The sequence below is a fragment of the Mesorhizobium sp. NZP2077 genome (genome assembly GCF_013170805.1).
Lineage (GTDB): Bacteria > Pseudomonadota > Alphaproteobacteria > Rhizobiales > Rhizobiaceae > Mesorhizobium.
Genome location: NZ_CP051293.1, coordinates 1,413,756 through 1,439,582 on the forward strand (window position 1 = coordinate 1,413,756; position 25,827 = coordinate 1,439,582).

Consider the following 25,827-nt stretch of genomic DNA (forward strand, 5'->3'; position numbering starts at 1 on the left):
CGCCCGCGGCGCTCCTTTCCCTTTCAATTCAAAAGAGCCGAGCTTGACATGAGCGCTGTCCAGGAAGCCTTGCCAGCCGTTAGAGGTTCGCGCGACGCCATCGTCCGACGCTTCGCGCTGACCGACGCGATCTTCCATGGAATGACCCGCGCTGCCGCGATCCTGGTGCTGGTCCTGCTCGGCGGCGTTGCGATCTCGCTGTTTGCCGGCTCCTGGCAAGCCCTCTCGACCTTCGGCTTTTCCTTCCTGACCAGCGAAAGCTGGAACCCGGTGACGGAGAAATTCGGTGCCCTGGCGCCGATCTACGGCACCATCATCACCTCGGCCATCGCCATCCTGATCGCCGTGCCGCTCGGCATCGGCATCGCCATCTTCCTCACCGAGCTTTGCCCGCGTCCGCTGCGGCGCCCGATCGGCATGGCGGTGGAATTGCTGGCCGGCATCCCTTCGATCATCTACGGCATCTGGGGCCTGTTCGTCCTGGCACCGTTCCTGCAGACGACCGTGCAGCCCTTCATCATCAGCGTGTTCCATGGCATTCCGGGCCTCAACAGCCTGTTTGCCGGCCCGCCCTATGGCATCGGCCTGCTGACCTCGTCGATGATCCTTGCCATCATGGTGCTGCCCTTCATCACCTCGATCACCAAGGACGTCTTCGACACGGTGCCTCCGGTGCTTAAGGAATCGGCCTACGGCATTGGTTGCACCACCTGGGAAGTGACCCGCCGCGTCGTCATTCCCTACACCCGCATCGGCATCATGGGCGGCGTCATGCTCGGCCTCGGCCGTGCGCTCGGCGAAACCATGGCGGTGACCTTCGTCATCGGCAACGCGCACCGCATCTCGACCTCGCTGTTCGCGCCGGCAACGACGATCTCGGCCACCATCGCCAACGAATTCACCGAAGCGGTCGGCGATCTCTACACCTCTTCACTGGTGGCGCTCGGCCTGATCCTGTTCGTCATCACTTTCCTGATCCTTGCCATCGCACGCTACATGCTGATGCGCATCGACGCCCGCACGGGAGCTTGACCGATGTCGACAGCCACGTCGCTTCACCAGAGCCGCAAGCGCAAGAATGGCGTGATGATGACGCTGTGCGTCGTCGCCGCCGGCATCGGCCTTGCCTGGCTGGCGCTGATCCTCGGCGCACTGCTCTACAAGGGCCTTTCCGGTGTCAATCTTTCGGTCTTCACGGAGATGACGCCACCGCCCGGCGATGCCGGCGGTCTGCTCAACGCCATCTACGGCAGCATCGTGATGACCATCATCGGCATCATCGTCGGCACACCGATCGGCGTGCTGGCCGGCACCTACATGGCCGAATATGGCCGATTCTCGAAGCTCACCACCGTGGTGCGCTTCATCAACGACATCCTTCTGTCGGCGCCGTCGATCATCATCGGCCTGTTCGTCTATGAGCTGATGGTGCGGCCGATGGGGCATTTCTCGGCGATCGCCGGCGCCGTCGCGCTTGCCATCCTGGTCATCCCCGTCGTCGTGCGCACCACCGAGGACATGCTCAACCTGGTGCCCAACGCCTTGCGCGAAGCCGGCACCGCGATCGGCGCGCCGCGCTGGGTGGTCATCAAGTCGGTCGCCTACCGCGCCGCAATGTCCGGTATCGTCACCGGCATATTGCTGGCCATCGCCCGCATCTCCGGCGAGACGGCACCCCTTCTTTTCACGGCGCTGAACAACCAGTTCTGGTCGAGCAATCTCAACGCGCCAATGGCCAGCCTGCCTGTGACCATCTTCCAGTTTGCTCTCAGCCCTTACGAGGAATGGCAGCAGCTGGCCTGGACTGGCGCACTCATCATCACATTGACGGTTCTCGCGCTCAGCATCGTTGCGCGCAGCCTGACCGGACGCAGAGAGGACAAATGAGCCAGATGTTGTCTCCAGACATGACGATCGCCGCCGAGGCAGCCGCCAAGGTAAAGATCGAGGTCAAGAACCTCAACTTCTACTACGGCCAGTCGAAGGCGCTGAAGGATATCACGCTGTCGCTGCCCGAGCGCAGCGTCACCGCTTTCATCGGGCCGTCGGGTTGCGGAAAGTCGACGCTGCTGCGCGTCTTCAACCGCATCTATGAGCTCTATCCAAAGCAGACCGCCGAGGGCCAGGTCCTGCTCGACGGCCAGAACGTCCTCGACCGCTCGCAGGATCTCAACCTGCTGCGCACCAAGATCGGCATGGTGTTCCAGAAGCCGACGCCGTTCCCGATGTCGATCTATGAGAACATCGCTTTCGGCGTCAGGCTCTATGAGAAGATCAGCAAGGCCGAGATGGACGGCCGCGTCGAGCAGGCGCTGAAGCGCGCAGCCCTATGGAACGAGGTCAAGGACAAGCTCAATGCCAGCGGCCTCAGCCTGTCAGGCGGCCAGCAGCAGCGGCTGTGCATCGCCCGCACCGTGGCGGTGAAGCCGGAAGTCATCCTGCTCGACGAGCCGGCCTCGGCGCTTGACCCGCTGTCGACCGCCAAGATCGAGGAGCTGATCGACGAGCTGCAGGCCGACTACACGATCGTCATCGTCACCCACAACATGCAGCAGGCGGCGCGCGTCTCGAAGCAGACCGCCTTCATGTATCTGGGAGAACTGGTCGAGTTCGACAAAACCGAGAAGATCTTCACGTCGCCTCGCGAGAAGCGCACGCAAGATTACATCACCGGCCGCTTCGGCTGATCGCACGCATACGAGGACCAGGATCATGGCCGAACACACAGTCGCAGCCTTCGACGAGGATCTCGGACAGATCAGCAAGCTGATCAGCGACATGGGCGATCTCGCCGGCTCGATGGTCGGCGGGGCCACCAAGGCGCTGCTGAATTCCGACAACGCGCTGGCACAGCGTGTGGTCTCCGACGACGCCATCATGGACGCGCGCCAGCGCGAACTCGACGACCGCGCCATCACGCTGATCGCCAAGCGCCAGCCGATGGCCGACGATCTGCGCCATGTCGTCGGCTCGATCCGCATGGCCGGCGATCTCGAGCGCATCGGCGACCTTGCCAAGAACATCGCCAAGCGCGTCGGCACCGTCGGCCTCGCCACTACGCCGCGCGACCTGTCGCATTCCATCGACGCCATGGCGCAGCTGGTGCTGATCCAGGTGCAGGGCGTGATCGAGGAGTACGCGGCCGGCGATGCCGCCGCACTTGCCAAGCTCAGGAATGACGACGAACGCATCGACGTCAAATACACCTCCGTCTTCCGCGAACTGTTGACCTATATGATGGAGGACCCGCGCAACATCACGGCGTGCACGCATCTGTTGTTCTGCGCCAAGAATCTCGAACGCATCGGCGACCACGTGACCAACATCGCCGAAAACGCCTACTATGTCCTGACCGGCACGCAGTTGCCCGCCAACCGTCCAAAACAGGATGAGACGGCGATGTCGGCGCCCGCGGCCTGACGCAAGAGGTAACCAATCGATGATCGCGCCACGCATTATGGTGGTGGAGGATGAGGAGCCGCTGGGGGTGCTGCTCCGTTACAATCTTGAATCCGAAGGCTACCAGGTGGAGGTGGTGCCGCGCGGCGACGAGGCTGAGATCCGCCTGCAGGAGAACGTGCCCGACCTTCTCGTGCTCGACTGGATGGTGCCGGCGGTGTCCGGCATCGAACTCTGTCGGCGGCTGCGGATGCGGCCCGAGACCGAGCGGTTGCCGATCATCATGCTGACCGCGCGGGGCGAAGAAAGCGACCGCGTGCGCGGGCTCTCGACCGGCGCCGACGACTATCTGGTCAAGCCGTTCTCGACGCCGGAATTCATGGCTCGCGTCAAGGCGCTGCTGCGCCGCGCCAAGCCGGAAGTTCTGTCCAGCGTGCTCAAGGTCGGCGACATCGTGCTCGATCGTGAATCGCACCGGGTCTATCGCAAGAAGAGCGAGATCCGGCTCGGGCCGACCGAATTCCGCCTGCTCGAATTCATGATGCGTCATCCCGGCCGCGTGTTCTCGCGCAGCCAGCTGCTCGACAATGTCTGGGGCGAGACGATCTACATCGACGAGCGCACGGTGGACGTGCATGTCGGCCGGCTGCGGAAGGCGGTCAACAATGGCCGCATGCCCGATGTTATCCGCACCATCCGTGGGGCGGGCTACGCGATCCGCGAGGATTGAGCGTGACCTGATTCAGGCTACGTTTTTCTTTACGGCAAGGCCTGATTTCGCCTGCACACCCGGTGCGAAGATCTCTTGGTCGACGAAGGTCAGCGCGCGCATGGCGCAGCCTTCGCGGATGAGGGGAAGTTCGTTCGGTTCGGTGTCGAAGGAAATCGATTTCGAGTGCTGGCCGCCGGCGGTCTGGGCGATGGCCTCGCGCAATGCGGGCTCGATCAGGTCGAAGGCGGCGGCGCTGACGCCGACCATGGCGACGGGTGCTGGATCGATCAGCGCGAACAGGCTGCCGAGGCCGTAGCCCAGTGCCTCGCCCGCCTTGCGATAGGCTTCGCGCTCGGGCCCGTCGCGTTCGCGTGCCGTGGCGGCGAGCGCCCGCATCTGCGCGTCGCTGACGTCGGCCACCGGCTCGGTGTCCTCACTGAGCTGCCTGGCGTTGCGCCAGATGGCGTAGTTGCCGGCATAGGCCTCGACGCAGCCGCGGCGTCCGCAGCGGCAGAGCGCGCCGCCGGGCCGATGGATCATGTGGCCGAACTCGCCGCCTGAGGAATGGGTGCCGGTGAACAACTCGCCCTTCAGCACCAGGCCCATGCCGATGCCGTGCGACAGAAGGATGGCGATGAAGTCGTCGCGGTAGCGCTCGGGATCGCGCCAGCGCAGCGCCACCGCCATCATGTTGCAGTCGTTTTCCATGGTGGCGGGGATGCCGAACTCGGCCTCGAGTATGTCGGCGAAGGCGATGTTGGTCTGCGGCGTGATCGGCGACCAGAGCATCGCCCGGGCCTCGGTGTCGGTGATGCCCTGGATCGCCAGCGCGATGCGGGCGACGCTGCGCACGTCGATATCGGGATCCTCGAGGCGCCGCCGCACGATGGCGACGCATTCGCCGATCAGCGCTTCGCGCGACATGGTCAGTGTGTCCAACCGGCGCTGTTCCTCCGATACCACCTGGCCGGCATAGTCGATGACGGCGACGGAGAGGAAATTCAGCGACAGCACCACGGTCATGACAGCCGCGGCCTCCGGGTTGAGGCCGAGGCCGACCTGCGGCCGGCCGCGTTTGAGCGCGCCGGCCTCGCTCGGCTTGCCTTCGGCCAGGATGCCTTCGCCGATCAGGTCGGAAGAGATAGCCGATATGGTCGAGTGGCTGAGGCCGGTGGTCGCGGCAATCTCGGTGCGCGAGGGTCGACCGGCCCGGCGCACGGCCGCAATCACCATCGCGCGGTTGCGCCGGCGCAGATCGTCGTGGCGGATTCCGACCGACATCTTTCCCATATCCTCCCGGTCGCCGCGGTTCCTCCGGCCCCTCGAACCCTGCCGACGACACGGGTAAATACTGGCAGAAGCGGCCCGTCCTGTCATTTATTTATTCCGAGGCTCGAAAAAAATTCACAAGGGCATCAAAATCGATCAGAATCGTTGTTGACAGCGTTCCGGTGTTGGACCAGTGTTTTTTCGAGGCTCGAAAAAATAGAGCCTTTGTGCCGGCCTTTAGGGCCAGTTTGGTCGCGCCATACGCGGCGCAGGGAGGAATATCATGAAGAGATTCACAGCCGCCATCCTGGCGGGTGTCGCCATGTCGCTGACGCTTGCGTCGGTCGCGCAGGCGAAGGACAAGGTCATCGGCGTTTCGTGGTCCAACTTCCAGGAAGAGCGCTGGAAGACCGACGAAGCCGCCATGAAGAAGGCGATCGAGGCCGCCGGCGACAAGTACATCTCCGCCGATGCGCAGTCCAATCCCGGCAAGCAGCTTACCGATGTCGAAAGCCTGATCTCGCAGGGCGCCAATTCGCTGATCATCCTCGCGCAGGACGCCTCGGCCATCGGTCCGGCCGTGCAGAAGGCGTTGGACGAAGGCATTCCGGTCGTCGGCTATGACCGCCTGATCGAGAACAAGGACGTCTTCTACCTGACCTTCGACAACAAGGAAGTCGGCCGCTTGCAGGCGGCCGCGGTGTTCAAGGCCAAGCCGGAAGGCAACTATGTCTTCATCAAGGGCTCGGGTGCCGATCCGAATGCCGACTTCCTGTTCTCGGGCTCGATGGAAGTGCTCAAGGCGGCCATCGACAGCGGCAAGATCAAGAATGTCGGCGAGGCCTATACGGACGGCTGGCTGCCCGCCAACGCCCAGAAGAACATGGAGCAGTTCCTGACCGCCAACGACAACAAGGTCGACGCCGTGGTTGCGGCCAATGACGGCACCGCTGGCGGCGTCGTCGCGGCGCTGACGGCGCAGGGCTTGGCCGGCACCGTGCCGGTGTCGGGTCAGGACGGCGATCATGCGGCGCTGAACCGCATCGCGCTCGGTACCCAGACCGTGTCGGTTTGGAAGGACGCGCGCGAGCTCGGCAAGAACGCAGCCGAGATCGCCTCGCAACTGGCTGACGGCAAGAAGATGACCGACATCGCCGGCGTCAAGGACTTCACGACGCCCGGCGGCAACACCGTCAAGTCGCTGTTCCTGACCCCGGTCGCCATCACCAAGGACAATCTCAACGTCGTCATCGACGCCGGCTGGATCAAGAAGGACGAAGTCTGCGCGGGCGTCGCCGCCGGCAGCGTCGCCGCCTGCAACTAAACGGCGCAATACCGTTTGATATCAACGCCGCGGCCCAAAAGCCGCGGCGTTTCTCAAGCGGCTTCCCGCTTCAAATGACTGCGGAAAGCAAATAGCATCCATGTTCCGGCATCCGCGCCAGACGGTAAACCGGTGGGAGGATAGCATGACCGACACGACCTCTAATCAACCGGTCGGCAGCACTGCGGCGGATAAGGCGCGTGCATCCGAACTCAGCGCCGTTGGACGGTTTCTCAACGCTACCGAACTCGACACGCGCATGCTCGGCATGGTCGGCGCACTGCTGGTCATCTGGGTCGGCATCCATATCCTGTCGGGCGGGATTTTCCTGACACCGCGCAATCTGTGGAACCTGTCGGTGCAGACCTCGTCGGTCGCGATCATGGCGACCGGCATGGTGCTGGTTATCGTCATGCGCAACATCGACCTCTCGGTCGGATCCGTCGAAGGCGTGATCGGCATGATCATGGGCGTGGCGCAGGCCGAATTCCTCATTCGCGTAATCGGTTTCCAGCTTGGAAATCCGTGGCTTTGGATCATCGCGCTGGCGGCCGGTGTGGTGCTTGGTCTCCTGATCGGCGCATTCCAGGGCTTCATCATCGCCTATATGGAGGTTCCGGCCTTCATCGTGACGCTGGGCGGCCTGCTGGTCTGGCGCGGCATGGCATGGCTGATCACCAGCGGGCGCACGGTCGCGCCGCTCGACACAGCCTTCCAGCTGATGGGTGGCGGACCGCGCGGCTCGATCGGCGCTACCGCCAGTTGGATCGTCGGTGTCGTCGCCTGCGTGGCGGTCGCTTTCATGCTGCTCAACGGCAGGTCGCAACGCAAGCGGTTCAGCTTTCCGCTGCGCCCCGTTTGGGCCGAGACCTTGCTTGGCGTGGTTGCTTGCGCCGCTATCCTTGGCGCCGTCTGGATCGCCAATTCCTATCCATGGCCGATCGGCATCGTGCGCCAGTACGCTCAGCAGAACGGCATTACCATTCCCGAAGGCGGGCTGTTCATCGCGCATGGCGTTGCCATACCGGTGCTGATGGCGGTGGCCGTGGGCATTATCATGACCTTCATCACCAAGCGCACGCGTTTCGGCCGCTATGTCTTTGCCATCGGCGGCAATCCGGAGGCGGCCGAACTTGCCGGCATCAACACGCGCTGGGTGACCATGAAGGTGTTCATGATCATGGGCGTGCTGGCCGCGATCAGCGCGGCGATCTCGTCGGCCCGCCTCAACGCATCGACCAATGCGCTGGGCACGCTGGACGAGCTTCTGGTCATCGCCGCCGCTGTCATCGGCGGCACCTCGCTCGCCGGCGGCGCCGGCACGGTGATGGGCGCCATGCTGGGCGCGCTTCTGATGCAATCATTGCAGTCGGGCATGGTGCTGCTCGGCATCGACTCGCCGCTGCAGAGCATCGTCGTTGGTGCCGTGCTGGTCATCGCCGTGTGGCTCGACACCGTCTATCGCAAGCGGGTTTAGGGGGAGAAAAATCATGGCTGACAAAATCGCTCCCGCAACTGCACCCTCTGGCACGCCGCTGATCGACATGCGCAACATCTCGATCGCCTTTGGCGGCATCCGGGCCGTCGACGACGCCTCGATCGATCTTTTCCCCGGCGAGGTCGTGGCGCTGCTCGGCCATAATGGCGCTGGCAAGTCGACCCTGATCAAAATCCTGTCGGGCGCCTACAAGCGCGATGCCGGCCAGATCTTCGTCAATGGCGAGGAGGCTTCGATCGCCAATCCGCGCGATGCCAAGAAATACGGCATCGAGACCATCTACCAGACGCTCGCTTTGGCCGACAATGTCGATGCTGCCGCCAATCTGTTCCTCGGCCGCGAGCTGATGACCGGATGGGGCACGCTCGACGACGTTGCGATGGAGGCCGAGGCGCGCAAGGTGATGGGCCGGCTCAATCCGCGCTTCCAGCGCTTCAAGGAGGCGGTGATCAAGCTGTCTGGCGGCCAGCGGCAATCGGTGGCGATCGCACGTGCGATCCTGTTCAACGCCCGCATCCTGATCATGGACGAGCCGACGGCAGCCCTTGGTCCGCAGGAAACGGCGCAGGTCGGCGAACTGGTCAAGCAGCTCAAATCCGATGGTATCGGCATCTTCCTGATCAGCCACGACATCCACGATGTGTTCGAACTGGCCGATCGGGTCTGCGTCATGAAGAACGGCCAGGTCGTCGGCACCGCGCGCACCACCGACGTCACCCAGGACGAGGTGCTCGGCATGATCATCCTGGGTAAATGTCCTCCGGGCGCCATTCCCGGGCCGGGCGCGCTGAAGATCGCGGCCTGAGGCCTGCCGGCGGCCCGGCATGGGCTGATCGGGCATTGCCGGTTGCCGCTCACGTGATATGCCAGTGATCGCGATGGCTTGGCCTTGCCATTGTGTTGGCCTGATGACTTGCCCATAAAGGTCCGGAATTGCCCATGGACCGCATCATCCGTTGAAGAAACTCTTTCCTATCGTCGCGTTCATCGCCGTTGCGCTGATCAGCATGACCATGGCGGGGTTCGCCTATTTCGCAACGCAGGAAGCCTCCCGCATCAAGTTCGAAGCGGCGGCCGACGACGCCCTCAACAGGATCGAGAGCCGGATCGACCTGCATCTGTCGCTGCTGCGCTCGACACAGGCGCTGTTCGACGCCCGCAATGGCGACATCTCCCAGAGCGAGTTCAAGGCGTTCTTCAACGCGCTGGATGTCGACAACAATTTCGCCGGCCTGCGCGGCATTGGCTTCCTCGGGCTCGCCAAGACGGGCGACGAGGCGGCTGTCGAACGCGACATCCTCCACGATTTCGGCGCCAGCCATCCGGTCTATCCGGACACGACGCAGCCCTGGCGGGCACCCATCAAGCTGTTTGAGCCGCTGGATCCGTCGAACCAGGCCGCCATCGGCTACGACATGTTCAGCGAACCGGTGCGGCGCGCGGCGATCGAGAAGGCAATGGCCGATGACCAGCAGCACGCGAGCGGGCTGGTGCAACTGGGCCAGGGCACGGGTGCGACACAGACCTTCCCCGGCTTCCTGGTCTTTGTGCGGCTCAACGTCGAAACCGCGCCGGAGGTCATCAACGCATCGCGATCCTCGACCGCGGGCTTTCTCTACGCGGCCTTCCGGGCCCGCGACCTGTTCCAGATCGCACTCAGCCGGGCGCCGCTGTTGCCGGTCAACACCGAGATCTATGACGGCGCGGTGAACAGCGACAATCTGTTGTTCCGGTCGGAGACGCCGCCGGCTTCATCTTTTGGCGACCGGTTGCTGGTCACCCGCAAGATCACGGTGGCCGGCCGCCCGTGGACGGTGCTGTTCAGGCCGACCAGTGCTTTCTCGCAACCGTCGTCGCGTGCCATCCCGGTGATGCTGGGACTGTTCGGCCTGCTCGCGGCCGGTGCCATCGCGCTGGTGGCGCGCTATCAGGAGCGGGCCTATGAGGCAGCGTCGCGGCTGCACGAGACGACCGAAAAGAGCCTGCTCGAAAAGGATCTGATGCTGCAGGAGATGAAGCACCGCATCAAGAATTCGATCACCAGGGTGCTGGCGATCGCGCGGCAGACGGCTTCGCGGGCGACCGACGTCAACGAGTTTTCGGCCTCCTTCTCGGCCAGGCTGCAGGCGATGGCGGCCTCTCAGGACATGCTGACGCGCTCGCGCTGGCAGAAGGCCGATCTCGCCGATCTCCTTCGCATCGAGCTTGGCCAGGTGTTCGGCAAGGACCTGCCCGAGGGTCTCCTGTCCGGGCCGGAGGTGCTGCTCGACGAGACCACGACGCAGGCGCTTGGCCTGACATTCCATGAACTGGCGACCAATGCGCTGAAATATGGCGAAGCCGGCAATTCCGCCAATTCGCTCAGGAGTGATTGGGCGCTCAAGGTCGACTGGTCGGTGCAAGGGCGTGGGCGCGAGCGGACGCTCGCGCTGAGCTGGCGAGAGGCCGGAAAGAAAAAAGTCGAGGCGCCGGTCGAGACCGGTTTCGGCACCAAGCTGATCGACCTTAATGTCACGCGCGAGCTGCGCGGCACGATCAAGCGCGATTATCAGGCCGATGGTCTGAAGGTGGAAATAAAAATTCCGCTCACGGGCTGACAGCGCACCGTCAGACGGAAAGGCGCTCCAGTCATGAAAACCCGGGGACCAGCGGACCGGTCCCCGGGTCGACTGATATCGCCGAATTAGTTGCAGCGAGCCGTGTAGATCCGGCCGTGATGGTCGCGATACTGGCAATAGCCGTTTTGCAGGTTGCGGACCAGCAGGCCGGAACCGGCACCGACAGCCGCACCGATCAGTGCGCCCTTGCCGCCGCCGACCAGACCGCCGATACCGGCGCCGATCAAGCCGCCGCCAACCACGTCCTTCTCGGTGGAGGTGCAGCCGCTGAGAGCGGCCACCGCAACCATGGCAATAATCATCTTCCGCATAGAGTCACTCCTCACTTTGTGTCCACACTTTGGTAAGCTCCAACAGCCATTTAGCACGAAATGACGGCCTTTGCTGCTCGAATTTATTGTTGGCTAAGATAGTCTTTTTCCGGGCGCACTGCGTTTGATGCCATGACCAGGCTGGAAATTGCAAGTGAGGCGTCAAGGTTACCATCAGGACGCACATTCCAGACGATCTGATCGTAATCATCCTCGAGCGCGGGATCGACAGCGAGACACTTGGCGACGATACGCTGCGCCTGTCCCTGCACGTCGCCCATGGCGAAGGGACGTTCGGCGGTGCATTCGTCGGCGGTTTCGAAAATGCTCACCGGTACCTGCAACTCACGGCACTCGGTCATCGAATTGGTACAACCGATGACCAGCAACAATGCAGCGATGTGTTCCATGGCGACATGCCCTCTCGCCACAATAACGGCTCACATCGGCCAAAAGTTCCTGAGCGTTCCGGATCACACGCGAATAAATGCCGCTGCGGCAAGCGGTTAAACGCCGCGAACTCCTGCAGAAACGGAATTTCGGTCAGGTCAGCTGGAACAGGGCGATGAGGAGAATTGTCGCGGCCGCCGCCAGGACGATGCCCCACAGCAATGTGTGATGCGGTGGGGAAAGCGGTTCGGCGGATATTTCGGGATCCTGGAATTCGCCCATCGAAACACGGGCGGCCTGTTCCAGTCTGTTCATGTCGGCGACTGTCAAGCATTCCTCCCCACACCGTGCCGCAACCCGGCGGATTGCAGCGGTATCTGGGTAAAACAGCATCCGCTCTTATGGTGAACAGCCGGTTAAGGATCGTTGTTGCAGCAAGGCGCTCACTGCGTCTCGAAATTGCTGTGCGGGACGACAAGGCGGTATTCAAGGTGGCCGTCGGCGATGTCGAGGCTCGCGGTTCCGCTCAGGGACGCCGGCACCACCCGCTCCAGCGCGACGCTGCCGAAGCGCTTTTGATCGCGACCGGCATCGGCTCCTATGGTTTCGGCCCATGTCAGCGACAGGGCGACCTCGCCCGTGGTGGCCGTGTTGAGATTGGCGGTCACTTCGACGAATCCGTCTTGCCGGGACAAGGCGCCGTAGCTGACCGAGTTGACGGCAAGCTCATGCATCGCCAAGCCGATATGCAGCGCGGCATTGGGATTGAGATAGGGGTTGGCGCCCCGGAAGCGAAGGCTGTGCGATGTGTTCGTCCCATAGCGGCCGACCTGGCTCGTCACCAGTTCATGCAGGGCCGCACCGCGCCAGTTCGAGGATGTCACCAGATCCTGCGAGGAGGCCAGCGACTGCAGCCGGCCGCGAAAGCGCGTCAGGAAGTCGCCGATGCCGTCGGAATAGCGACCCGTCTGGGTGGCGATGCTCTGGATGATCGCCAGCAGATTCTTCGAGCGGTGGCTGACCTCGCGCAGCAGTGTTGTCAGTGTCTGTTCGCGCCGCTTCTGCTCGGTGGTCTCGACCATGGTGGTGACGACACCTTGCACGTCGCCGGCATCGCCTCGGTCGGCATCGACCCAGACCTGAAACCAGCGCACACCATTCTCGACCGGAACACTGATCTCAAGCCGCTCCGCATTGCCGGTCGCCACGACATCGCGCTTAGCGGCGCTGATGCGGTCGGCCTGAGCCACGGGCAGTATGCCATTGCCGTCGGCACTCTCCGAAACCCAGGGCGCGCGCATGTTGCGGGCCCATACGGTCTTCATCTCACGATCCTGATAGAGGACGGAAATGCCGGCATTGTGCAGCGCGTGAAGAAGAGCTCGGCCAAGCTGCATGCCGCTTTCGGCGGGATGCAGCGCGATGACTTCGTCGCTCCGTGTGTTTCCCTCTTTATCTGCAGTCCTGGAACGCATCGGTCAATCTGTCCACCCAACCCAGGCTGAACGGCCCACTCTCAAATGGGTTCCCAAAATGAAATCCCCGGAGCAGCCCCCAAAAAAGGTCCGCCGAGCGGCGTCCTGTTAAGGACACCGCCCGGCGGTTGCTGGAAACCGTTTGAGGGGTGCGGCTTCCAGTGTTCTCATCGACGATCTTTCGCCCTCACGCCCGTTTGAACAGGCCGGCGAGAAGCGAAATGACCAGGAAAGCGAGAAAGATGAAGAACAATATCTGCGCTATGCCGGCAGACGTGCCGGCGATGCCGCCGAAACCAAGCGCGCCGGCGATGATTGCCACGACGAGAAATACGAGCGCCCAGTAAAGCATGGTTCATCTCCTTCCGAATGGTGCGATAAAAACGTGGGTGAAAGCGGTTTGTTCCACCATTTGCCGAAAAAGTCGGCGCTTGCAAATGGTTCGGACGGAGCCCACGAAATTCTAGGTGAGGGGTTCAGTCGTAATAAGGCCGCCCGATGCATCGCATCAGACGGCCCTTTGATTTCGGTTTTTCCTGCCGGAGGGCTGCGAAACTATGCGGCAGCCTTCGCCTGCCGGTCGAAGAACAATGCCTGGCTGATCAGCGCCTTGACCATGTCGGGGTTGAACGGCTTGGTCACCAGGAACGCCGGTTCGGGGCGCTCGCCGGTCAGCAGGCGCTCGGGGAAAGCGGTGATAAAGATTACCGGCACCGAGGTCGACGACAGGATCTCGTTGACCGCCTCGATGCCCGAACTGCCGTCGGCGAGCTGGATGTCGGCCAACACCATCTTCGGGCGCGTCTTGCCGAACATCGTCACCGCCTCGGCATGTGTGCGCGCCGTTCCAACGACACGATGACCGAGGCTCTCGACCATCTCTTCAATGTCCATGGCGATCAGCGGTTCGTCCTCGATGATGAGCACGTCGGTCGCCACCTGGCGGGAAATCTCATTGCTTGCCTGGGCAAGCAGCTCGGAGAATTGCTGGTCGCCGACGTCGAGGATCTCGGCCGCCTCGTCCTCGCTGAAGCCTTCGACGGCTACCAGCAGGAAGGCCTGGCGGGGCAGGGGCGCGATGGCGTTAAGATTGGCGGCGGCGCGCTGCTCCCACGCCGATTGTGCCTGCTCCTGCGGCACGCGGATGGCGATCGAGGTGAAAAGTTTGGCGAAAACCTTGTACAGGGCGATACGGTCGCTCGAGGCCTCGGGGAAAATATCGACGTCGGCGATGATAGCCTCAAGCATCGCAGCGACCAGCGCGTCGCCACTCTCTTGCGATCCCGAGACGGCGCGCGAGAAGCGGCGCAGGAACGGCAGGTGCGGTGCGATGGTGGCGGATAAACTCATGGTATGACGTCTCCCTCAGAATGACGTGATTGCACTGATTGCAGGTCAAGCTGATTGCATGCCCCGCTAATACAACGCGGGTTTTCCGAAAAAGTTCCGCCAGTGTGGAACGAATAGGCGGGAACGGCGTTGAGTGTCGGGATGGGCAACCAGACGAGGGTGCCGCTTGCCTTGTGTTGAGTTGGATATGAGCGGCCTGGGTGCTGGGAATATAAGGGCAAAATGAAGGATATGACGAAAGATATTTTGGCTGGCGCCGCGGGCAGGCGCCGGAACGGGGCAGGCGACCCGCTTGGGGCCAACTCCGAAATCGGGCGAAAACTCAAACAATATTACGACGAGCTGGTCTCCGACGACGTGCCGGATCGCTTTGCCCAATTGCTCAGCCAGTTGGAGCAGACCGAACCCGCGCAAAAGAAGGACTGAGGCATGGCCGCGGTCTCCCATGGCTTCAAGACCGATCTGCTTGGGGCAATCCCGAGCTTGCGGGCTTTTGCCGTTTCGCTGACGCAGAATGCCGACAAGGCCGACGACCTCGTTCAGGAAACGCTGGTCAAGGCTTGGGACAAGCACGAGAGCTTCCAGCCCGGCACTAACCTCAAGGCATGGCTTTTCACGATCCTGCGCAACGAATTCTATTCGCAGATGCGCAAGCGCGGCCGTGAGGTGCAGGACAGCGACGGCATCATGACGGCCAGGCTCGCCGTGCATCCGGCCCAGCACGGCCAACTCGACCTCAAGGATTTTCGCGGTGCTCTCGAGCAATTGCCGGAGGACCAGCGCGAGGCCATCATCCTCATCGGCGCCTCGGGGTTCTCCTATGAGGAAGCCGCCGAAATCTGCGGTTGTGCGGTCGGAACGATCAAGAGCCGCGTCAGCAGGGCGCGCACGCGCCTGCAGGAAATCCTGAAGATCTCCGGCGAGGACGAATATGGTCCCGACGCGATCTCGGCTCAGGTCACGGGGACGGCAGCACACTGATGTGAGATCCTGATGCTGCGATCCGGCTGCATCAATCTCAGACCGGAGAGCCGCGTCCATAGGCGAGCGCCACCGCTTCGACGAGATCGTCGCCTGAATAGGGTTTGGTGACCAGCCTCACCCCTGGAAAGGATGCCTTGATCTCGTCCGCGTCCGAATAGCCGGAGGCAAATACGAACGGCACGCCCGTTTCTCGCAAGCCAGCGGCGAATTTGAGCGTCGAGGTGCCGCCCAGCATCAGATCGACGATGGCCGCGTCGAATTCCGTTGCGACCTTTCGGTCGTCGATCTCCGTGAGGTCCCGGGCGATCACAACCTCTTGTGCGCCATGGTCGCGGCAGAGCTGCTCGACATCCATGGCGATGAGGAACTCGTCCTCCAGGACAAGAATCCGCAGTCCGTCAAGCAATGTGGGCACAGGTGAAGGCTCCTTGAAACGCCGGGAGTCATGATCGCTATTGCGTGTGTTGTCATTTAAAAAAGACATGCCTTCTACCCCGGAACTCCGATCCCGGCAAAACGTTTTGAGCAGGCCTGCTGATCAGCATGCTTTCGAAGAGGGGTCGAAAATGCCAGCGCAAAATGGGCGTACTTTATCCGGCCGACAGTATCCTTGCGAGAATTGTCCTTTGCGGCCATTGCCGGTCTTTCGGGAATTCGAGAAGGAGGAACTGGCTTTCATCAGCAAGTTCAAAAAGGGGGAGCTCGCGGTCGATAAGGGCGCCACGGTGCTGGTCGAGGGGAGCCACAGCGCCCATCTCTACACCGTTCTGTCCGGCTGGGCGTTCCGCTACAAGCTGTTGCCGGACGGTCGTCGACAGATCCTCAATTACCTCATGCCTGGCGATCTCATCGGCCTGCAAGGCAGCGTCATGGGGGAAATGCAGCATTCCGTCGAGGCCTTGTCGCCGATGCTGCTGTGCGTCTTCGAGCGCGACAATCTGCACGAACTCTACCGCAACCATCCAGGCCTCGGCTACGACATCACCTGGATCGCATCGCGTGAAGAACGCATGCTGGATGAGAACCTGCTCAGTGTCGGCCGCCGCAGCGCCATCGAGCGCGCCGCCTATCTGATTGCCTTCATAGCCAGCCGTGCAAAGGTTGTCGGGCTGAACGGCAAGCAATCCATCCAGATACCGATCACGCAACAACATATCGCCGACACGCTTGGCCTGTCGCTGGTTCACACCAACAAGACGATCCGCAAGCTGATGGACCGCAAGCTGATCCTCTGGCGCGATGGTGGCTGCGAGGTCGTCGATATCGAGGGGCTCAAGTCGCTCGCCGGCTGGGAAGGGCTGGGCGAGGGCCGTCGGCCGCTGATCTGACGAAGCGCTTTTCGCCATGGATTGGCGATTGGTGCGTGCGCGCGTGTTTTCGGCTAGTTTGTCAGGATGCCGGAACCTTGAGACGCACGGCGCGTTTGAAATCGAGCAATCACAAGGAGTTAAGCAATGGCAACCGCCACAGGGAAGACCGCCAACGAAGCGCAGGCGAATTCGGACCTCGAAGCCGACATTCGGCAGTTGAAGGCTGATATCGACAAGCTCACCAAGCAGTTGGCCAAGACCGGTGAACATGGCTATGGCACCGCCCGCCGCGCGGCTACCGAGGGCGTCGAGCAATTGCGCGCGCAGGGCGAAGCCGCGTATGACAGCCTTCGCGGCAGTGCCAAGGATATCGAGGCGCAGTTGCTGGCAAATGTCCGCGAAAAGCCGGTGACGTCGCTGGCGATTGCCGCCGGTGTCGGCTTCCTGTTCGCGCTGCTTGCGCGCCGCTAGTTCCGCCTGAGATGGGTCTGCTGGCATCCCTGCTCTCGGGTTTCGCCTCGGGTGAAACCGTGGCCGCCATACGCCGTGCGCGCACGGCGGCCATTGTCTATGCGCTTGCCGCGCTGGCGGCATTCTGCGGTCTCGGCTTCCTGGTCGGGGCAGCTTATATCTGGGCCACCGCCCGCTATGGATCGTTCGCGGCGGCGCTTGGTTTCGGTGTCGGCTTTCTGGTGATCGCCGGCCTCGTCCTTCTGATCCACCGGTTGATGTCCGGCGCCCGTGCCCGCCGCGCGGCGAGACGGCGCAACGCCGACATGAAGGCGCTCGGCATCACGGCAGCGCTCGCGGTGCTGCCGACATTGCTCAAGGGAAAAGGTGGCCTCGGTGTCATTCTCGGCCCGGCGGTGGCACTCGCAGCCTATGCCATCTACCGTGAGAACGTGAAGCCCGACGATCCGGGTGCCGGGGAGGGGAAATAACGCCGGCGCCTGGCCTCGGATCAGAGATCCGTCACTTCAACAGATCTTCCAGCGGAAGCGATATTTCGGCGAAGACGCCTTCCGGCCGGAATTCATGGGTCACTTCGCTTGAAATGACCTTGGCAAGGCTGCGGCGGATGAGGATCGAGCCGAAGCCGTGCCGCTCGGGCGGGGCGACTGCCGGGCCGCCGCTTTCGCGCCACGTCAACACCAGGCGCCGGTCACCCTTCCTGCCTTTTGTCTTCCAGGCGAGATCGACCTTGCCCGATGCTACCGACAGCGATCCGTGTTGCAGCGCGTTGCTGGCCAGTTCGTGCAGGATAAGTCCGAGGCCGACGGCCTGATCGGGCGACAGCAACAGGTCGGCGCCGGAGATCGTGATGCGCGGCTGGTCGGCGGTATCAAAGGGCCTGATCTCGATCTGGACGAGCTCGCGAATGCCGATGCCGCGCCACTCGCGGTCGGACAGGAGATTGTGGGCGATGCCCAGCGCCTGAAGCCTGGCGCTGAAGGCTTCGAGGAATTCGCTCGGCTGGCGTGCATGACGCACGGTCTGCGTCGCCAGCGCCTGGACGGTCGCCAGCGTGTTCTTGACGCGGTGGTTGAGCTCGCGCAGCAGGAGCCGCTGCCGCTCATCGCCGAGCTTGCGTTCGGAAATGTCGTAGTTGACGCCGAAGATCAGTGTCGGCTTGCCGTCGCCGTCGCGCTCGATGACGCGGCCGCGCGTGGCGACCCAGCGCGGCGGATGAAAGCCTTTCACACGGTATTCGCCGAAATAATCGTCGCTGCCAGACAAGGCATCGCGGAAGCGGGTTTCTGTCTGGTAGACATCGCGCGGATCGATGGCGGTCAGGATGTCGCGCGCCCGCAGCCGGGTCGAGCGCGGCAGGTCGAAGAGTTCCGACAGCCGGACGTCGCATTCGATCATGTCGGTGCGGACGTCCCATGCCCAACTGGCAAGCGAGGCGGCGTCGAGCGCGATGGCGCGCCGCTTTTCCTCGCGCGCCAGGGCCGCCTCGGCAATGGCGCCGCTGCGCGTCGCGTCCTTCAAGGTGAACAGGCTCGCGGCGAGGCCTGCCAGCGTCTTCAACTGGTCGAGCTTGGCCTGTGACGGAAAGGCATGCGGCTTGCGGTCGAGCACGCACAGCGTGCCGATCCTCGCGCCTGCCACCACCATCGGCGCGCCGGCATAGAAGCGCACGTGATGCTTGCCGGTGACCAGGGGGTTGGCTTGGAAGCGCGGGTCCGCCGTGGCGTCCGTCACCACCATGGGATCGTCGCCGGCGGCGATGGCGTGGGCACAGAAGGAGATGTCGGTGGCGATCTCGGTTTCGTCGAGGCCGAAGCACGACTTGAACCATTGCCGCTCGAGATCGACCAGCGTAACCAGGGCGATCGGCGCCTGCATGACGGCCGCGGCAAGGCTGCTGATGCGGTCGAAATCCGGATCGGCCGCCGTGTCCAGCATCTCCAGCCCGTGCAGCACGGCCAACCGATCTTCGGCATTGACGGCAAGCGCCACCCCGGTCGGCAGGCTCGCCCCTATTTCCGCCTTGCTATTCAAGCCAATCCCCAATGCCTGGCTCCCGCCGTCTTACCCCTGCGGGCCCGGCTTCCTCGGAACCATCCTAACAAGGAACCGTTACCCGACGGTGATCTGCCGCGCGGGCTGGCTGGGGCAAAACGAGACAAGGACCCACCATGACCAAGATTATCTCCGAAGACAAAGCGCGTCAGGGGCGGTGGGGTTGGCATGGCCTTCGTATCCTGATCGCCGCGCTGCTTCTGGCCTTTGCCGCCTGGGGCATCGCCGAAATCTATGGTGAGGCGGCCAAGACGCCGGCGACGGAGCAAGGAAATGCGCCGGGCGGCTAGATCTCCGGCCATCATCATCTGGGAGCGCATCAGGCCGCCTTTGCCGCGGCAATGCTGGCCGGCACCAGGACATTCAGCGCGCCGGGCCGGATTTCAATCGTCGTCTCACGCTCCAGCCTGACCAGTTCGCCATCCATGACGGCGCGGAACCTTCTGCTGCCGGAATGGATTTTCAGGACGGTGCGGTCGGATTGATGGATTTCGACATGTTCGTTATCGCGCCATTTGCCGCGCGCCACATTGAAGAGGAATTTCACCAGTTCGGCGCGCTGCTGCGCCACCGTGACATAGATGCCGAGCACGCCGCCCGAAGGGTTGTCCGCATAAGGCAGGTGGCCCTCGCCGAACAGATTGTTGGTGACGCCGATGCCTGATATGCGCGCCGTCATCTCGGCTTCGCCGATGCCGAGCGTGACGTTCATCGCCGGCGGGTTCTTGATCGTCGCCCACGCCGCCTTGGCCGAAGCCCCGATCTTGCCCAGGCGCGAGCCGAATTCCATTCCCTGGCGCAACTGCACCATCTTGGCATGCATGCCGATCGAGAACTGATGGATGAAGGGCCGGCCGTTGGCGATGGCCATGTCGACCGCGATGACCTCACCGTCGGCTAAGGATTTCAGTGCGGCATCGAGCGACTGCGGAATACCGAGGCCGCGCGCGAACAGGTTCATGGTGCCGGCCGGCAGTATGGCCAGCGCCTTGTTCGTGCCCATCAGCCTGGCTGCTGCTGCTGAAATGGTTCCGTCACCGCCACCGGCCAGCACGACATCGACGGTGCTGCGCGAAGCAGCGCTGTCGAGGCCTTCCACCACGTCCTTGCCGGCAACCAGGTCGATGCTCAGGGAGTGGCCTGCCGCTTCCAGCGTCTGACGCATCCTGTCGGAAAAAGCGGCGAGGTCGGTGGTGCGCAAGGTGCCACCGTCCCGGTTCAGCACCGCCGCAAATTTCATGCCCCGCTCCGTAATGCCAGCCCAAAACAGACCGGAAAACCCAGCCGTAGGCTGAAACGTGGTGGTGCAGGTAAGGTTCCGTCGTAATCGGTGCAATTGCGCGCGTGTTCTTCAGCCTCCGCACAACCGCTCCGTGTTTTTTTGCGAGGAAATCCACGTCAATTTTGTCGGAACAACAGCATGGTCACGACGTTGTGAACCCGTAGAGATGCCGCGCCGATCTTCTCAGCGACGCTTCGACCAGGCGCGGCTTGCACGAAATCACGCATCAGGAGAGACCATCATGATCCGCACCCTTTTAGCCACGACCGCACTCGCAACGCTGGTCGCGACGGGCGCCTTTGCGCAGACCGCTACGACCCCGGCTCCCGCCGCCGCGCCGTCCGTCCAGGAGCCTGCGGCCACCGCTCCGGCGCCGCGCGCGGAAGGCAGCATCGTCACCAACATCATCGGCGAGTCGGTCTACAATGGCACCGCCGACGATGCCGAGAACATCGGCAAGGTCACCGATGTCGTCTTCGACAAGGATGGCATGGCGAAATCGGTCGTCATCGGGGTCGGCGGCTTCCTTGGCGTTGGCGCCAAGAACGTCGCCTTCGACTACGACAAGCTGCAATGGGCCGAGAAGAACGGCGACCGCTGGCTGGTTGCGCAGACAAGCAAGGACGAACTGACGGCGCATCCGGAGTTCGACAGCAAGCCCTATGGGCCGGCACCGGCGCCTGCCACTTCTACCGACGCAGCAGCACCGACGGCACCTGCGACAACGGATAGCGCACAGGCGCCTGCCGCGGTTCCGGCCGAGCCGGTGAAGCGTGCTGACGGCAATCTCGCCACCAACATCATCGGCGAGACCGTCTACAACGGCACCGGCGATGACGCGCAGAACATTGGCAGCGTCAACGACATCGTGCTGACCAGGGACGGCAAGGCTGAATCCCTCGTCATCGGCGTGGGCGGGTTCCTTGGTCTTGGCGCCAAGAACGTCACCTATGATTTCAGCAAGGCACAGTGGGCGGAGAAGAACGGCGACCGCTGGCTGGTGGCGCAGACCACCAAGGAAGAGCTGCAGGCGCAGCCGGATTTCAACCGCAAGGCCTATGACGCGGTGCCGGCAACGACGGCTTCCAATGAGCCGGCGGCAACCGCGCCGGCCGCGACCACGGCTCCTGCTGCCGCACCCGCGGACAAGACGGCTGCAGCCCCGGCCGCGCCCGACGCCTCGGCACCCGACCAGACCGAGACCGCAGCCATTGACAAGTCGACGCTGACCGCGATGCCGGTCGGCGAGATCAGGGCTGACGACCTGAAGGGCACCACCGTCTATGGCGCCAACGACGCCAAGGTTGGTGAGATCGGCGATGTCGTGCTGGCGCCTGACAAGAAGGCCGATGCGGTGATCGTCAATGTCGGCGGCTTCCTCGGCATCGGCGAGAAGGAAGTGGCGGTCGGCCTGGATAATCTGAAGTTCATGACCGACAAGGACGGCAAGAAGTATCTCTACACGACATTCACCAAGGAACAACTCGAGGCACAGCCTGCCTATGACAAGGGCAGCTATGCCGAGAAGCGTGATCAGCAGCGGTTGATCGTGAAGTAGGGCAGTAGGGCAGTAGGGCAGTAGGGCAGTAGGGCAGTAGGGCAGTAGGGCAGTAGGGCAGTAGGGCAGTAGGGTCCGGCGTCGGTGCCGGTGTTTCCAAACATACTGCCTTACTGCCCTATTCCCTTATTGCCTTACTCACATGTCCCACCACACCATTGTCCGTCAATTCCGCCAGCGCCAGTGACTGGTCGAGATGTTCTGCCCGCCAGGCGAGGAGCCGCTCGGCGAATTCCAGACGGGTGGACAGATGGGCGGGGCTGGTGGCGAGGTTGGTCAGCTCGCCAGGGTCTGCCTCGATATTGAAAAGCAAGGGTGGCAAGCCACCGCTAAAATGCACGTACTTGAATTTTTTGGTGCGGATGACTGCGAGGTTGCACTGGCGCGAGGCAATGCCGAAATGCTGCTCGGCCTCGCCGCCTGCGATCGAGCGGAAATCGAATTCCCAATGCGCCGCGTCACGCCAGATAGCGGGGGTTCCGCCGCTCAGGAACGGTTTCAGCGAGTGTCCGTCGAGATGCGGTTCGGGGGCCTCGCCAAGCAGATCTATCAGCGTGGGCAAGATGTCTACCGCTTCGGTGAAGCGATCGACCGTGCTGCCGGCAGCCTTGCGATGTCGCGGATCGCGGATGATCAACGGGATGTGGTAACTGCCGTCGAAGTAGCCGCCCTTGCCCAGCATGTAATGGTCGCCCATCATCTCGGCATGGTCCGAAGTGAGGACAATGAGTGTGTCCTCCCACGCGCCCGAAGCCTTCAGTGACTGCCATATGCGGCCAAGCTGTGCGTCGACCTCCGAAATCATGCCGTAATAAATCGCCCGGATGCGGCGGAAATCGTCCTCGCTCCAGTCGTGCACCTTGCCTGCGGCACCGGGGCGGAACTTCGCGCGTTTCTGCCGGCTCAGATCATAGGCGAGATAGGGATGGCTTTGAGCTTCGGCCCGCCAGCTCTCCGCGCGGTGAAAGACCGGGCCTTCGGCCGGATCGTATAGTGTGTTGTAGGGCTCCGGTACGATGAAGGGCGGATGCGGGCTGATGAAGGAGAGATGCGCGAACCAGGGCGTGGCCTGCTCCTGCTCGCCGAGCCAGCGGATGAATTCACCGGCAAGGAAAGCGCTCGGCGTATGGTCTTTCGAATAGATTGGTGGCGCCTCGGTCACGGCGTCGGTGTCGTCGTCCTCGCCAACGGGACGGTGAATGCCCGGAGATCCGGCGCTGGCATCGATGTCTTGCTGCTTCAGCCAGGACAGCCATTGCTTCTGGTGCTCGGGCAGCAATTGCCGTGCCGTGAAGCCGGGCAGCACGCCTTCGTAGCTTTTCAGTCTTGGATCGTTGGACGCCAGCAGGCGCGGATCGAGCGACACGTCGGTGTAACCGAACAACGTCGGATCGTAGCCGATGCTGCGCGCGTGCTGCGCGATGTTGCCATGACGGGCGTCCAGCGGTGAGCCGTTTCGGCAGACGCGGTTGTTCATCTGGTAGAGGCCGGTGTAGAGGCAGGCACGCGCCGGCGAGCACGGCGCCGCGCCGCCATAGTGGCGCTTGAACAGCACGCCTTCGGCAGCCAGTGCGTCGGCGTTCGGCGTCTTCACCACGGGGTGGCCTGCGGCCGACAGGCAATCACCGCGCCACTGGTCGCAGGTGATCAGGAGAACATTCGGGCGCCTGGCTTTTGCTGTCACGCGCGATACCTTTCGCTGGATGGTCGAATGCCGTTCATGGAACCGATTTCCGGCAAGGGCGCAAGACCGCCTGTGTTAGTCGATTGGTGAACAAATCTCTTTTGATTGTTCACTTTTACAGCACAGTCCATTCTGTGTTTGCCGCCTTGCCGCAAGCGGCCGTGTCCTCATATTGGCGTGGACAGCGGCAAGGGCCGCACAAACACCAAGGGAAGGAGCAAGACAATGCTCGACCAGATCAAGGGCCTGCATCACGTCACCTCGATGGCCAGGGATGCCCGGCAGAACAATGAGTTCTTCACTCACAAGCTCGGCCAGCGCCGGGTCAAGAAGACAGTCAATTTCGACGCGCCCGACGTCTACCACCTCTATTATGGTGACGAGGCTGGTACGCCGGGTTCAGTGATGACCTATTTTCCGTTTCCCAACATCGGCAAGGGCCGTCACGGCGTCGGCGAAGTTGGCACCACGGTTTATTCCGTGCCGGAAGGCACGCTCGCCTACTGGGAGAAGCGCTTCGCTGACGAAGGCGTGACCGGTATTTCCCGCGAGGAGAGTTTTGGCGAGAAGCGGCTCGGATTTGCCGGCCCCGACGGCGACAGTTTCGCGCTCGTCGAGGACAAGGCCGACCGCCGCTTGCCCTGGGTGAAAGGCGGCATTCCGACCGACCAAGCGATCCGCGGCTTTCACTCGGTTTCGCTGAGGCTGAAGGATGGCGGCGCCACCGAGGAGCTGTTGAAGTTCATGGGCTACGAGGAAGTCGATAAATCAAGCAATGTCAGGCGGCTTGCCGTGAAGAACGGCAATGGTGCCGATGTCGTCGACATCGAATCGCTGCCGACCGCGGCCTTTGCCGATCTTGGCGCCGGCTCGGTCCACCATGTCGCCTTCGCCGTCGAGAACCGCGCCAAGCAGCTCGAAGTGCGCAAGGCGCTGATAGACACGGGCTATGGGGTGACGCCGGTGATCGACCGCGACTACTTCTGGGCGATCTATTTCCGCACGCCGGGCGGCGTGCTGTTCGAAGTTGCCACCAACGAGCCGGGTTTCGACCGCGACGAGGACACCGCGCATCTGGGCGAAGCGCTGAAGCTGCCGACGCAGCATCAGCATCTGCGGCCCTATCTCGAACAGCACCTGCAGAAGCTGGAAGGCTGAGACCATGAGCAAGGAAGCTTATATCAACAAGATGCTGCCCGGTTCGCCCGGCGGCCCCCTGCTTTTCGTCTTCCACGGCACGGGCGGTGACGAGAGCCAGCTCGTCTCGCTGGGGCGCGATCTCGTGCCCGAGGCCATCATCATCTCGCCGCGCGGCGATGTCTCCGAACATGGCGCGGCGCGCTTCTTCCGCCGCACCGGCGAGGGCGTTTATGACATGGACGACCTGGCGCGGGGGACGGACAAGATGGCTGAATTCGTCAAGGCGCATGTCGAAGCGGCGAAGCCGTCGATGGTGCTTGGCCTCGGCTATTCCAACGGCGCCAACATCCTGGCCTCGGTGGTGTTCGCGGAGCCCGAGCTGTTCGACGCCACGGTGCTGATGCATCCGCTGATCCCGTTCGAACCGCAAGTGAAGGGCAGCCTTGCCGGCCGCCACATCCTGCTGACCGCCGGCAAGCGCGATCCGATCTGCCCGCCGAACCTGACGACACGGCTCGAGGCCTATTTGCGCACCGACGGTGCCGATGTCACAGTGGAGTGGCACGAAGGCGGGCACGAGGTGCGGCCGAATGAAATCGAGGCGGCCCGGCGGCTCTTCGCCGGTGTCGCTCAAGGAGTGTAGACATGCCCGACCAACTGCCTGAAATCGAATTGGAAGACCACGGCTCCAAGGGTCGCTATGTCCTGCGCGGGCCCGGCGGTGCCGAGGCCGAGATGACTTTCACCAAGATCGGCGAACACCAGATCATCATCGACCACACGGAAGTGCCGGACGCGTTTCGCGGCCAGGGTGCCGGGCTTCGGCTCGTCACCCGCGCCGTCGAGGATGCGCGGGCAGTGGGCAAGAAGATCATCCCGCTTTGCCCGTTCGCAAACGCCCAGTTCCGTCGGCATCCGGAATGGGCGGATGTGCTGAAACAGTAGGGAATGCAGGGACATCATTGATAGGCAGCAGGGGGATGAGAGGGACGGTCCC

General features: G+C 62.8%; 30 protein-coding genes. 19 read left to right on the forward strand and 11 right to left on the reverse strand.

Going from position 1 to position 25,827, the window contains the following annotated elements:
- Positions 1 to 48 precede the first annotated feature (48 nt).
- Genes pstC through phoB form a run of 5 tightly spaced genes read left to right on the forward strand, consistent with a single transcriptional unit; the run spans position 49 to position 4,129 of the window.
- Positions 49 to 1,032, forward strand: a complete 984-nt coding sequence (gene pstC / locus HGP13_RS06945) for a phosphate ABC transporter permease subunit PstC (protein ID WP_172223137.1) — start codon at positions 49 to 51, stop codon at positions 1,030 to 1,032.
- Between the two features lie 3 nt (positions 1,033 to 1,035).
- Positions 1,036 to 1,887, forward strand: coding sequence for a phosphate ABC transporter permease PstA (pstA, locus tag HGP13_RS06950; RefSeq protein ID WP_172223139.1), 852 nt, complete (start codon positions 1,036 to 1,038; stop codon positions 1,885 to 1,887).
- Positions 1,884 to 2,687, forward strand: coding sequence for a phosphate ABC transporter ATP-binding protein PstB (pstB, locus tag HGP13_RS06955; protein ID WP_027041877.1), 804 nt, complete (start codon positions 1,884 to 1,886; stop codon positions 2,685 to 2,687). Before pstA ends, pstB begins: the two co-directional genes overlap by 4 nt.
- 25 nt (positions 2,688 to 2,712) lie before the next feature.
- Complete coding sequence (gene phoU / locus HGP13_RS06960) at positions 2,713 to 3,420, forward strand: phosphate signaling complex protein PhoU (RefSeq protein ID WP_172223142.1); 708 nt, start codon at positions 2,713 to 2,715, stop codon at positions 3,418 to 3,420.
- Between the two features lie 19 nt (positions 3,421 to 3,439).
- A complete protein-coding gene (gene phoB / locus HGP13_RS06965; RefSeq protein ID WP_032917568.1) occupies positions 3,440 to 4,129 on the forward strand; it encodes a phosphate regulon transcriptional regulator PhoB in 690 nt (229 codons plus the stop codon).
- A 12-nt stretch (positions 4,130 to 4,141) separates the two neighbouring features.
- On the opposite strand, the gene HGP13_RS06970 is transcribed toward phoB, so the two are convergent.
- A complete protein-coding gene (locus HGP13_RS06970) occupies positions 4,142 to 5,392 on the reverse strand; it encodes an ROK family protein (RefSeq protein WP_172223146.1) in 1,251 nt (416 codons plus the stop codon).
- A gap of 271 nt (positions 5,393 to 5,663) precedes the next feature.
- On the opposite strand from HGP13_RS06970, the gene xylF reads away from it, so the two are divergent.
- The 4 genes from xylF to HGP13_RS06990 all read left to right on the forward strand — a co-directional run bounded on the left by xylF (position 5,664) and on the right by HGP13_RS06990 (position 10,799).
- Positions 5,664 to 6,704 carry a D-xylose ABC transporter substrate-binding protein gene (gene xylF / locus HGP13_RS06975; RefSeq protein WP_096450970.1) on the forward strand — a complete coding sequence of 347 codons (1,041 nt, stop codon included), beginning with the start codon at positions 5,664 to 5,666 and terminating at the stop codon, positions 6,702 to 6,704.
- A gap of 145 nt (positions 6,705 to 6,849) precedes the next feature.
- Positions 6,850 to 8,181, forward strand: a complete 1,332-nt coding sequence (locus HGP13_RS06980) for a sugar ABC transporter permease (RefSeq protein WP_172223149.1) — start codon at positions 6,850 to 6,852, stop codon at positions 8,179 to 8,181.
- 13 nt (positions 8,182 to 8,194) lie between these two features.
- A complete protein-coding gene (locus HGP13_RS06985; RefSeq protein WP_172223152.1) occupies positions 8,195 to 9,007 on the forward strand; it encodes an ATP-binding cassette domain-containing protein in 813 nt (270 codons plus the stop codon).
- A 151-nt stretch (positions 9,008 to 9,158) separates the two neighbouring features.
- Positions 9,159 to 10,799 carry a CHASE domain-containing protein gene (locus HGP13_RS06990; RefSeq protein WP_172223154.1) on the forward strand — a complete coding sequence of 547 codons (1,641 nt, stop codon included), beginning with the start codon at positions 9,159 to 9,161 and terminating at the stop codon, positions 10,797 to 10,799.
- Positions 10,800 to 10,885: 86 nt separating this feature from the next.
- Here the strand turns inward: HGP13_RS06990 and HGP13_RS06995 are convergent, their stop codons facing one another.
- From HGP13_RS06995 to HGP13_RS07020, 6 genes are all read right to left on the reverse strand, one after another.
- A complete protein-coding gene (locus HGP13_RS06995) occupies positions 10,886 to 11,131 on the reverse strand; it encodes a YMGG-like glycine zipper-containing protein (RefSeq protein WP_172223157.1) in 246 nt (81 codons plus the stop codon).
- An 83-nt stretch (positions 11,132 to 11,214) separates the two neighbouring features.
- Entirely contained in the window at positions 11,215 to 11,541 is a 327-nt protein-coding gene (locus tag HGP13_RS07000; RefSeq protein ID WP_172223160.1) for a hypothetical protein, read from the reverse strand.
- Positions 11,542 to 11,674: 133 nt separating this feature from the next.
- Entirely contained in the window at positions 11,675 to 11,851 is a 177-nt protein-coding gene (locus HGP13_RS07005; RefSeq protein WP_172223162.1) for a hypothetical protein, read from the reverse strand.
- A 113-nt stretch (positions 11,852 to 11,964) separates the two neighbouring features.
- Positions 11,965 to 12,996, reverse strand: a complete 1,032-nt coding sequence (locus HGP13_RS07010; protein ID WP_172223165.1) for a sensor histidine kinase — start codon at positions 12,994 to 12,996, stop codon at positions 11,965 to 11,967.
- A 187-nt stretch (positions 12,997 to 13,183) separates the two neighbouring features.
- On the reverse strand, positions 13,184 to 13,348 hold the full coding sequence (locus tag HGP13_RS07015; protein ID WP_027031438.1) for a DUF1328 domain-containing protein: 165 nt from the start codon (positions 13,346 to 13,348) through the stop codon (positions 13,184 to 13,186).
- A 203-nt stretch (positions 13,349 to 13,551) separates the two neighbouring features.
- A complete protein-coding gene (locus HGP13_RS07020; protein WP_172223167.1) occupies positions 13,552 to 14,346 on the reverse strand; it encodes a response regulator in 795 nt (264 codons plus the stop codon).
- Positions 14,347 to 14,568: 222 nt separating this feature from the next.
- On the opposite strand from HGP13_RS07020, the gene HGP13_RS07025 reads away from it, so the two are divergent.
- Positions 14,569 to 14,772, forward strand: a complete 204-nt coding sequence (locus HGP13_RS07025; protein WP_027041867.1) for a NepR family anti-sigma factor — start codon at positions 14,569 to 14,571, stop codon at positions 14,770 to 14,772.
- Positions 14,773 to 14,775: 3 nt separating this feature from the next.
- Entirely contained in the window at positions 14,776 to 15,327 is a 552-nt protein-coding gene (locus tag HGP13_RS07030) for a sigma-70 family RNA polymerase sigma factor (RefSeq protein ID WP_172223170.1), read from the forward strand.
- A gap of 37 nt (positions 15,328 to 15,364) precedes the next feature.
- On the opposite strand, the gene HGP13_RS07035 is transcribed toward HGP13_RS07030, so the two are convergent.
- Positions 15,365 to 15,745: a response regulator gene (locus tag HGP13_RS07035; protein WP_246707306.1), complete on the reverse strand. Its 381-nt coding sequence runs from the start codon at positions 15,743 to 15,745 to the stop codon at positions 15,365 to 15,367.
- 151 nt (positions 15,746 to 15,896) lie between these two features.
- Here HGP13_RS07035 and HGP13_RS07040 point away from each other — a divergent pair, with 151 nt between their 5' ends.
- From HGP13_RS07040 to HGP13_RS07050, 3 genes are all read left to right on the forward strand, one after another.
- Positions 15,897 to 16,658, forward strand: coding sequence for a Crp/Fnr family transcriptional regulator (locus HGP13_RS07040; RefSeq protein ID WP_172223175.1), 762 nt, complete (start codon positions 15,897 to 15,899; stop codon positions 16,656 to 16,658).
- Between the two features lie 126 nt (positions 16,659 to 16,784).
- Positions 16,785 to 17,111, forward strand: coding sequence for a DUF883 family protein (locus HGP13_RS07045; RefSeq protein WP_172223177.1), 327 nt, complete (start codon positions 16,785 to 16,787; stop codon positions 17,109 to 17,111).
- Between the two features lie 11 nt (positions 17,112 to 17,122).
- Positions 17,123 to 17,581 (forward strand): hypothetical protein, encoded by a 459-nt coding sequence (locus HGP13_RS07050; RefSeq protein ID WP_172223179.1) that lies wholly within the window; start codon positions 17,123 to 17,125, stop codon positions 17,579 to 17,581.
- 31 nt (positions 17,582 to 17,612) lie between these two features.
- Here HGP13_RS07050 and HGP13_RS07055 read toward each other — a convergent pair whose 3' ends face one another.
- Positions 17,613 to 19,145: an HWE histidine kinase domain-containing protein gene (locus HGP13_RS07055; protein ID WP_172223181.1), complete on the reverse strand. Its 1,533-nt coding sequence runs from the start codon at positions 19,143 to 19,145 to the stop codon at positions 17,613 to 17,615.
- A 137-nt stretch (positions 19,146 to 19,282) separates the two neighbouring features.
- Between HGP13_RS07055 and HGP13_RS07060 the strand changes: the two genes are divergently transcribed.
- Complete coding sequence (locus HGP13_RS07060) at positions 19,283 to 19,456, forward strand: hypothetical protein (protein WP_172223183.1); 174 nt, start codon at positions 19,283 to 19,285, stop codon at positions 19,454 to 19,456.
- 29 nt (positions 19,457 to 19,485) lie between these two features.
- Here the strand turns inward: HGP13_RS07060 and HGP13_RS07065 are convergent, their stop codons facing one another.
- Complete coding sequence (locus HGP13_RS07065) at positions 19,486 to 20,406, reverse strand: diacylglycerol kinase family protein (protein ID WP_172223185.1); 921 nt, start codon at positions 20,404 to 20,406, stop codon at positions 19,486 to 19,488.
- Positions 20,407 to 20,689: 283 nt separating this feature from the next.
- Between HGP13_RS07065 and HGP13_RS07070 the strand changes: the two genes are divergently transcribed.
- Complete coding sequence (locus HGP13_RS07070) at positions 20,690 to 22,006, forward strand: PRC-barrel domain-containing protein (RefSeq protein ID WP_172223187.1); 1,317 nt, start codon at positions 20,690 to 20,692, stop codon at positions 22,004 to 22,006.
- Positions 22,007 to 22,124: 118 nt separating this feature from the next.
- Here the strand turns inward: HGP13_RS07070 and HGP13_RS07075 are convergent, their stop codons facing one another.
- On the reverse strand, positions 22,125 to 23,690 hold the full coding sequence (locus HGP13_RS07075; protein WP_172223190.1) for an alkaline phosphatase family protein: 1,566 nt from the start codon (positions 23,688 to 23,690) through the stop codon (positions 22,125 to 22,127).
- A 225-nt stretch (positions 23,691 to 23,915) separates the two neighbouring features.
- On the opposite strand from HGP13_RS07075, the gene HGP13_RS07080 reads away from it, so the two are divergent.
- From HGP13_RS07080 to HGP13_RS07090, 3 genes are read left to right on the forward strand one after another with little or no spacing between them, the layout of a single operon-like run.
- Positions 23,916 to 24,848 carry a VOC family protein gene (locus HGP13_RS07080; protein ID WP_172223192.1) on the forward strand — a complete coding sequence of 311 codons (933 nt, stop codon included), beginning with the start codon at positions 23,916 to 23,918 and terminating at the stop codon, positions 24,846 to 24,848.
- 4 nt (positions 24,849 to 24,852) lie between these two features.
- Entirely contained in the window at positions 24,853 to 25,473 is a 621-nt protein-coding gene (locus HGP13_RS07085; RefSeq protein WP_172223195.1) for an alpha/beta hydrolase, read from the forward strand.
- Positions 25,474 to 25,475: 2 nt separating this feature from the next.
- A complete protein-coding gene (locus HGP13_RS07090) occupies positions 25,476 to 25,775 on the forward strand; it encodes a GNAT family N-acetyltransferase (RefSeq protein ID WP_172223198.1) in 300 nt (99 codons plus the stop codon).
- Positions 25,776 to 25,827: the final 52 nt, after the last annotated feature.

Coding starts and splice junctions, on each gene's coding strand:
- HGP13_RS06970 (WP_172223146.1), bottom strand. CDS start 5,392: ATGTCGGTCGGAATCCGCCACGACGATCTGCGCCGGCGCAACCGCGCG.
- HGP13_RS07050 (WP_172223179.1), top strand. CDS start 17,123: ATGGGTCTGCTGGCATCCCTGCTCTCGGGTTTCGCCTCGGGTGAAACC.
- phoU (WP_172223142.1), top strand. CDS start 2,713: ATGGCCGAACACACAGTCGCAGCCTTCGACGAGGATCTCGGACAGATC.
- HGP13_RS06995 (WP_172223157.1), bottom strand. CDS start 11,131: ATGCGGAAGATGATTATTGCCATGGTTGCGGTGGCCGCTCTCAGCGGC.
- pstB (WP_027041877.1), top strand. CDS start 1,884: ATGAGCCAGATGTTGTCTCCAGACATGACGATCGCCGCCGAGGCAGCC.
- HGP13_RS07010 (WP_172223165.1), bottom strand. CDS start 12,996: ATGCGTTCCAGGACTGCAGATAAAGAGGGAAACACACGGAGCGACGAA.
- HGP13_RS07060 (WP_172223183.1), top strand. CDS start 19,283: ATGACCAAGATTATCTCCGAAGACAAAGCGCGTCAGGGGCGGTGGGGT.
- HGP13_RS07080 (WP_172223192.1), top strand. CDS start 23,916: ATGCTCGACCAGATCAAGGGCCTGCATCACGTCACCTCGATGGCCAGG.
- HGP13_RS07090 (WP_172223198.1), top strand. CDS start 25,476: ATGCCCGACCAACTGCCTGAAATCGAATTGGAAGACCACGGCTCCAAG.
- HGP13_RS07070 (WP_172223187.1), top strand. CDS start 20,690: ATGATCCGCACCCTTTTAGCCACGACCGCACTCGCAACGCTGGTCGCG.
- HGP13_RS07085 (WP_172223195.1), top strand. CDS start 24,853: ATGAGCAAGGAAGCTTATATCAACAAGATGCTGCCCGGTTCGCCCGGC.
- HGP13_RS07020 (WP_172223167.1), bottom strand. CDS start 14,346: ATGAGTTTATCCGCCACCATCGCACCGCACCTGCCGTTCCTGCGCCGC.
- xylF (WP_096450970.1), top strand. CDS start 5,664: ATGAAGAGATTCACAGCCGCCATCCTGGCGGGTGTCGCCATGTCGCTG.
- HGP13_RS06985 (WP_172223152.1), top strand. CDS start 8,195: ATGGCTGACAAAATCGCTCCCGCAACTGCACCCTCTGGCACGCCGCTG.
- pstA (WP_172223139.1), top strand. CDS start 1,036: ATGTCGACAGCCACGTCGCTTCACCAGAGCCGCAAGCGCAAGAATGGC.
- HGP13_RS07040 (WP_172223175.1), top strand. CDS start 15,897: ATGCCAGCGCAAAATGGGCGTACTTTATCCGGCCGACAGTATCCTTGC.
- pstC (WP_172223137.1), top strand. CDS start 49: ATGAGCGCTGTCCAGGAAGCCTTGCCAGCCGTTAGAGGTTCGCGCGAC.
- HGP13_RS06980 (WP_172223149.1), top strand. CDS start 6,850: ATGACCGACACGACCTCTAATCAACCGGTCGGCAGCACTGCGGCGGAT.
- HGP13_RS07015 (WP_027031438.1), bottom strand. CDS start 13,348: ATGCTTTACTGGGCGCTCGTATTTCTCGTCGTGGCAATCATCGCCGGC.
- HGP13_RS07025 (WP_027041867.1), top strand. CDS start 14,569: ATGAAGGATATGACGAAAGATATTTTGGCTGGCGCCGCGGGCAGGCGC.
- HGP13_RS07030 (WP_172223170.1), top strand. CDS start 14,776: ATGGCCGCGGTCTCCCATGGCTTCAAGACCGATCTGCTTGGGGCAATC.
- HGP13_RS07045 (WP_172223177.1), top strand. CDS start 16,785: ATGGCAACCGCCACAGGGAAGACCGCCAACGAAGCGCAGGCGAATTCG.
- HGP13_RS07065 (WP_172223185.1), bottom strand. CDS start 20,406: ATGAAATTTGCGGCGGTGCTGAACCGGGACGGTGGCACCTTGCGCACC.
- HGP13_RS07000 (WP_172223160.1), bottom strand. CDS start 11,541: ATGGAACACATCGCTGCATTGTTGCTGGTCATCGGTTGTACCAATTCG.
- phoB (WP_032917568.1), top strand. CDS start 3,440: ATGATCGCGCCACGCATTATGGTGGTGGAGGATGAGGAGCCGCTGGGG.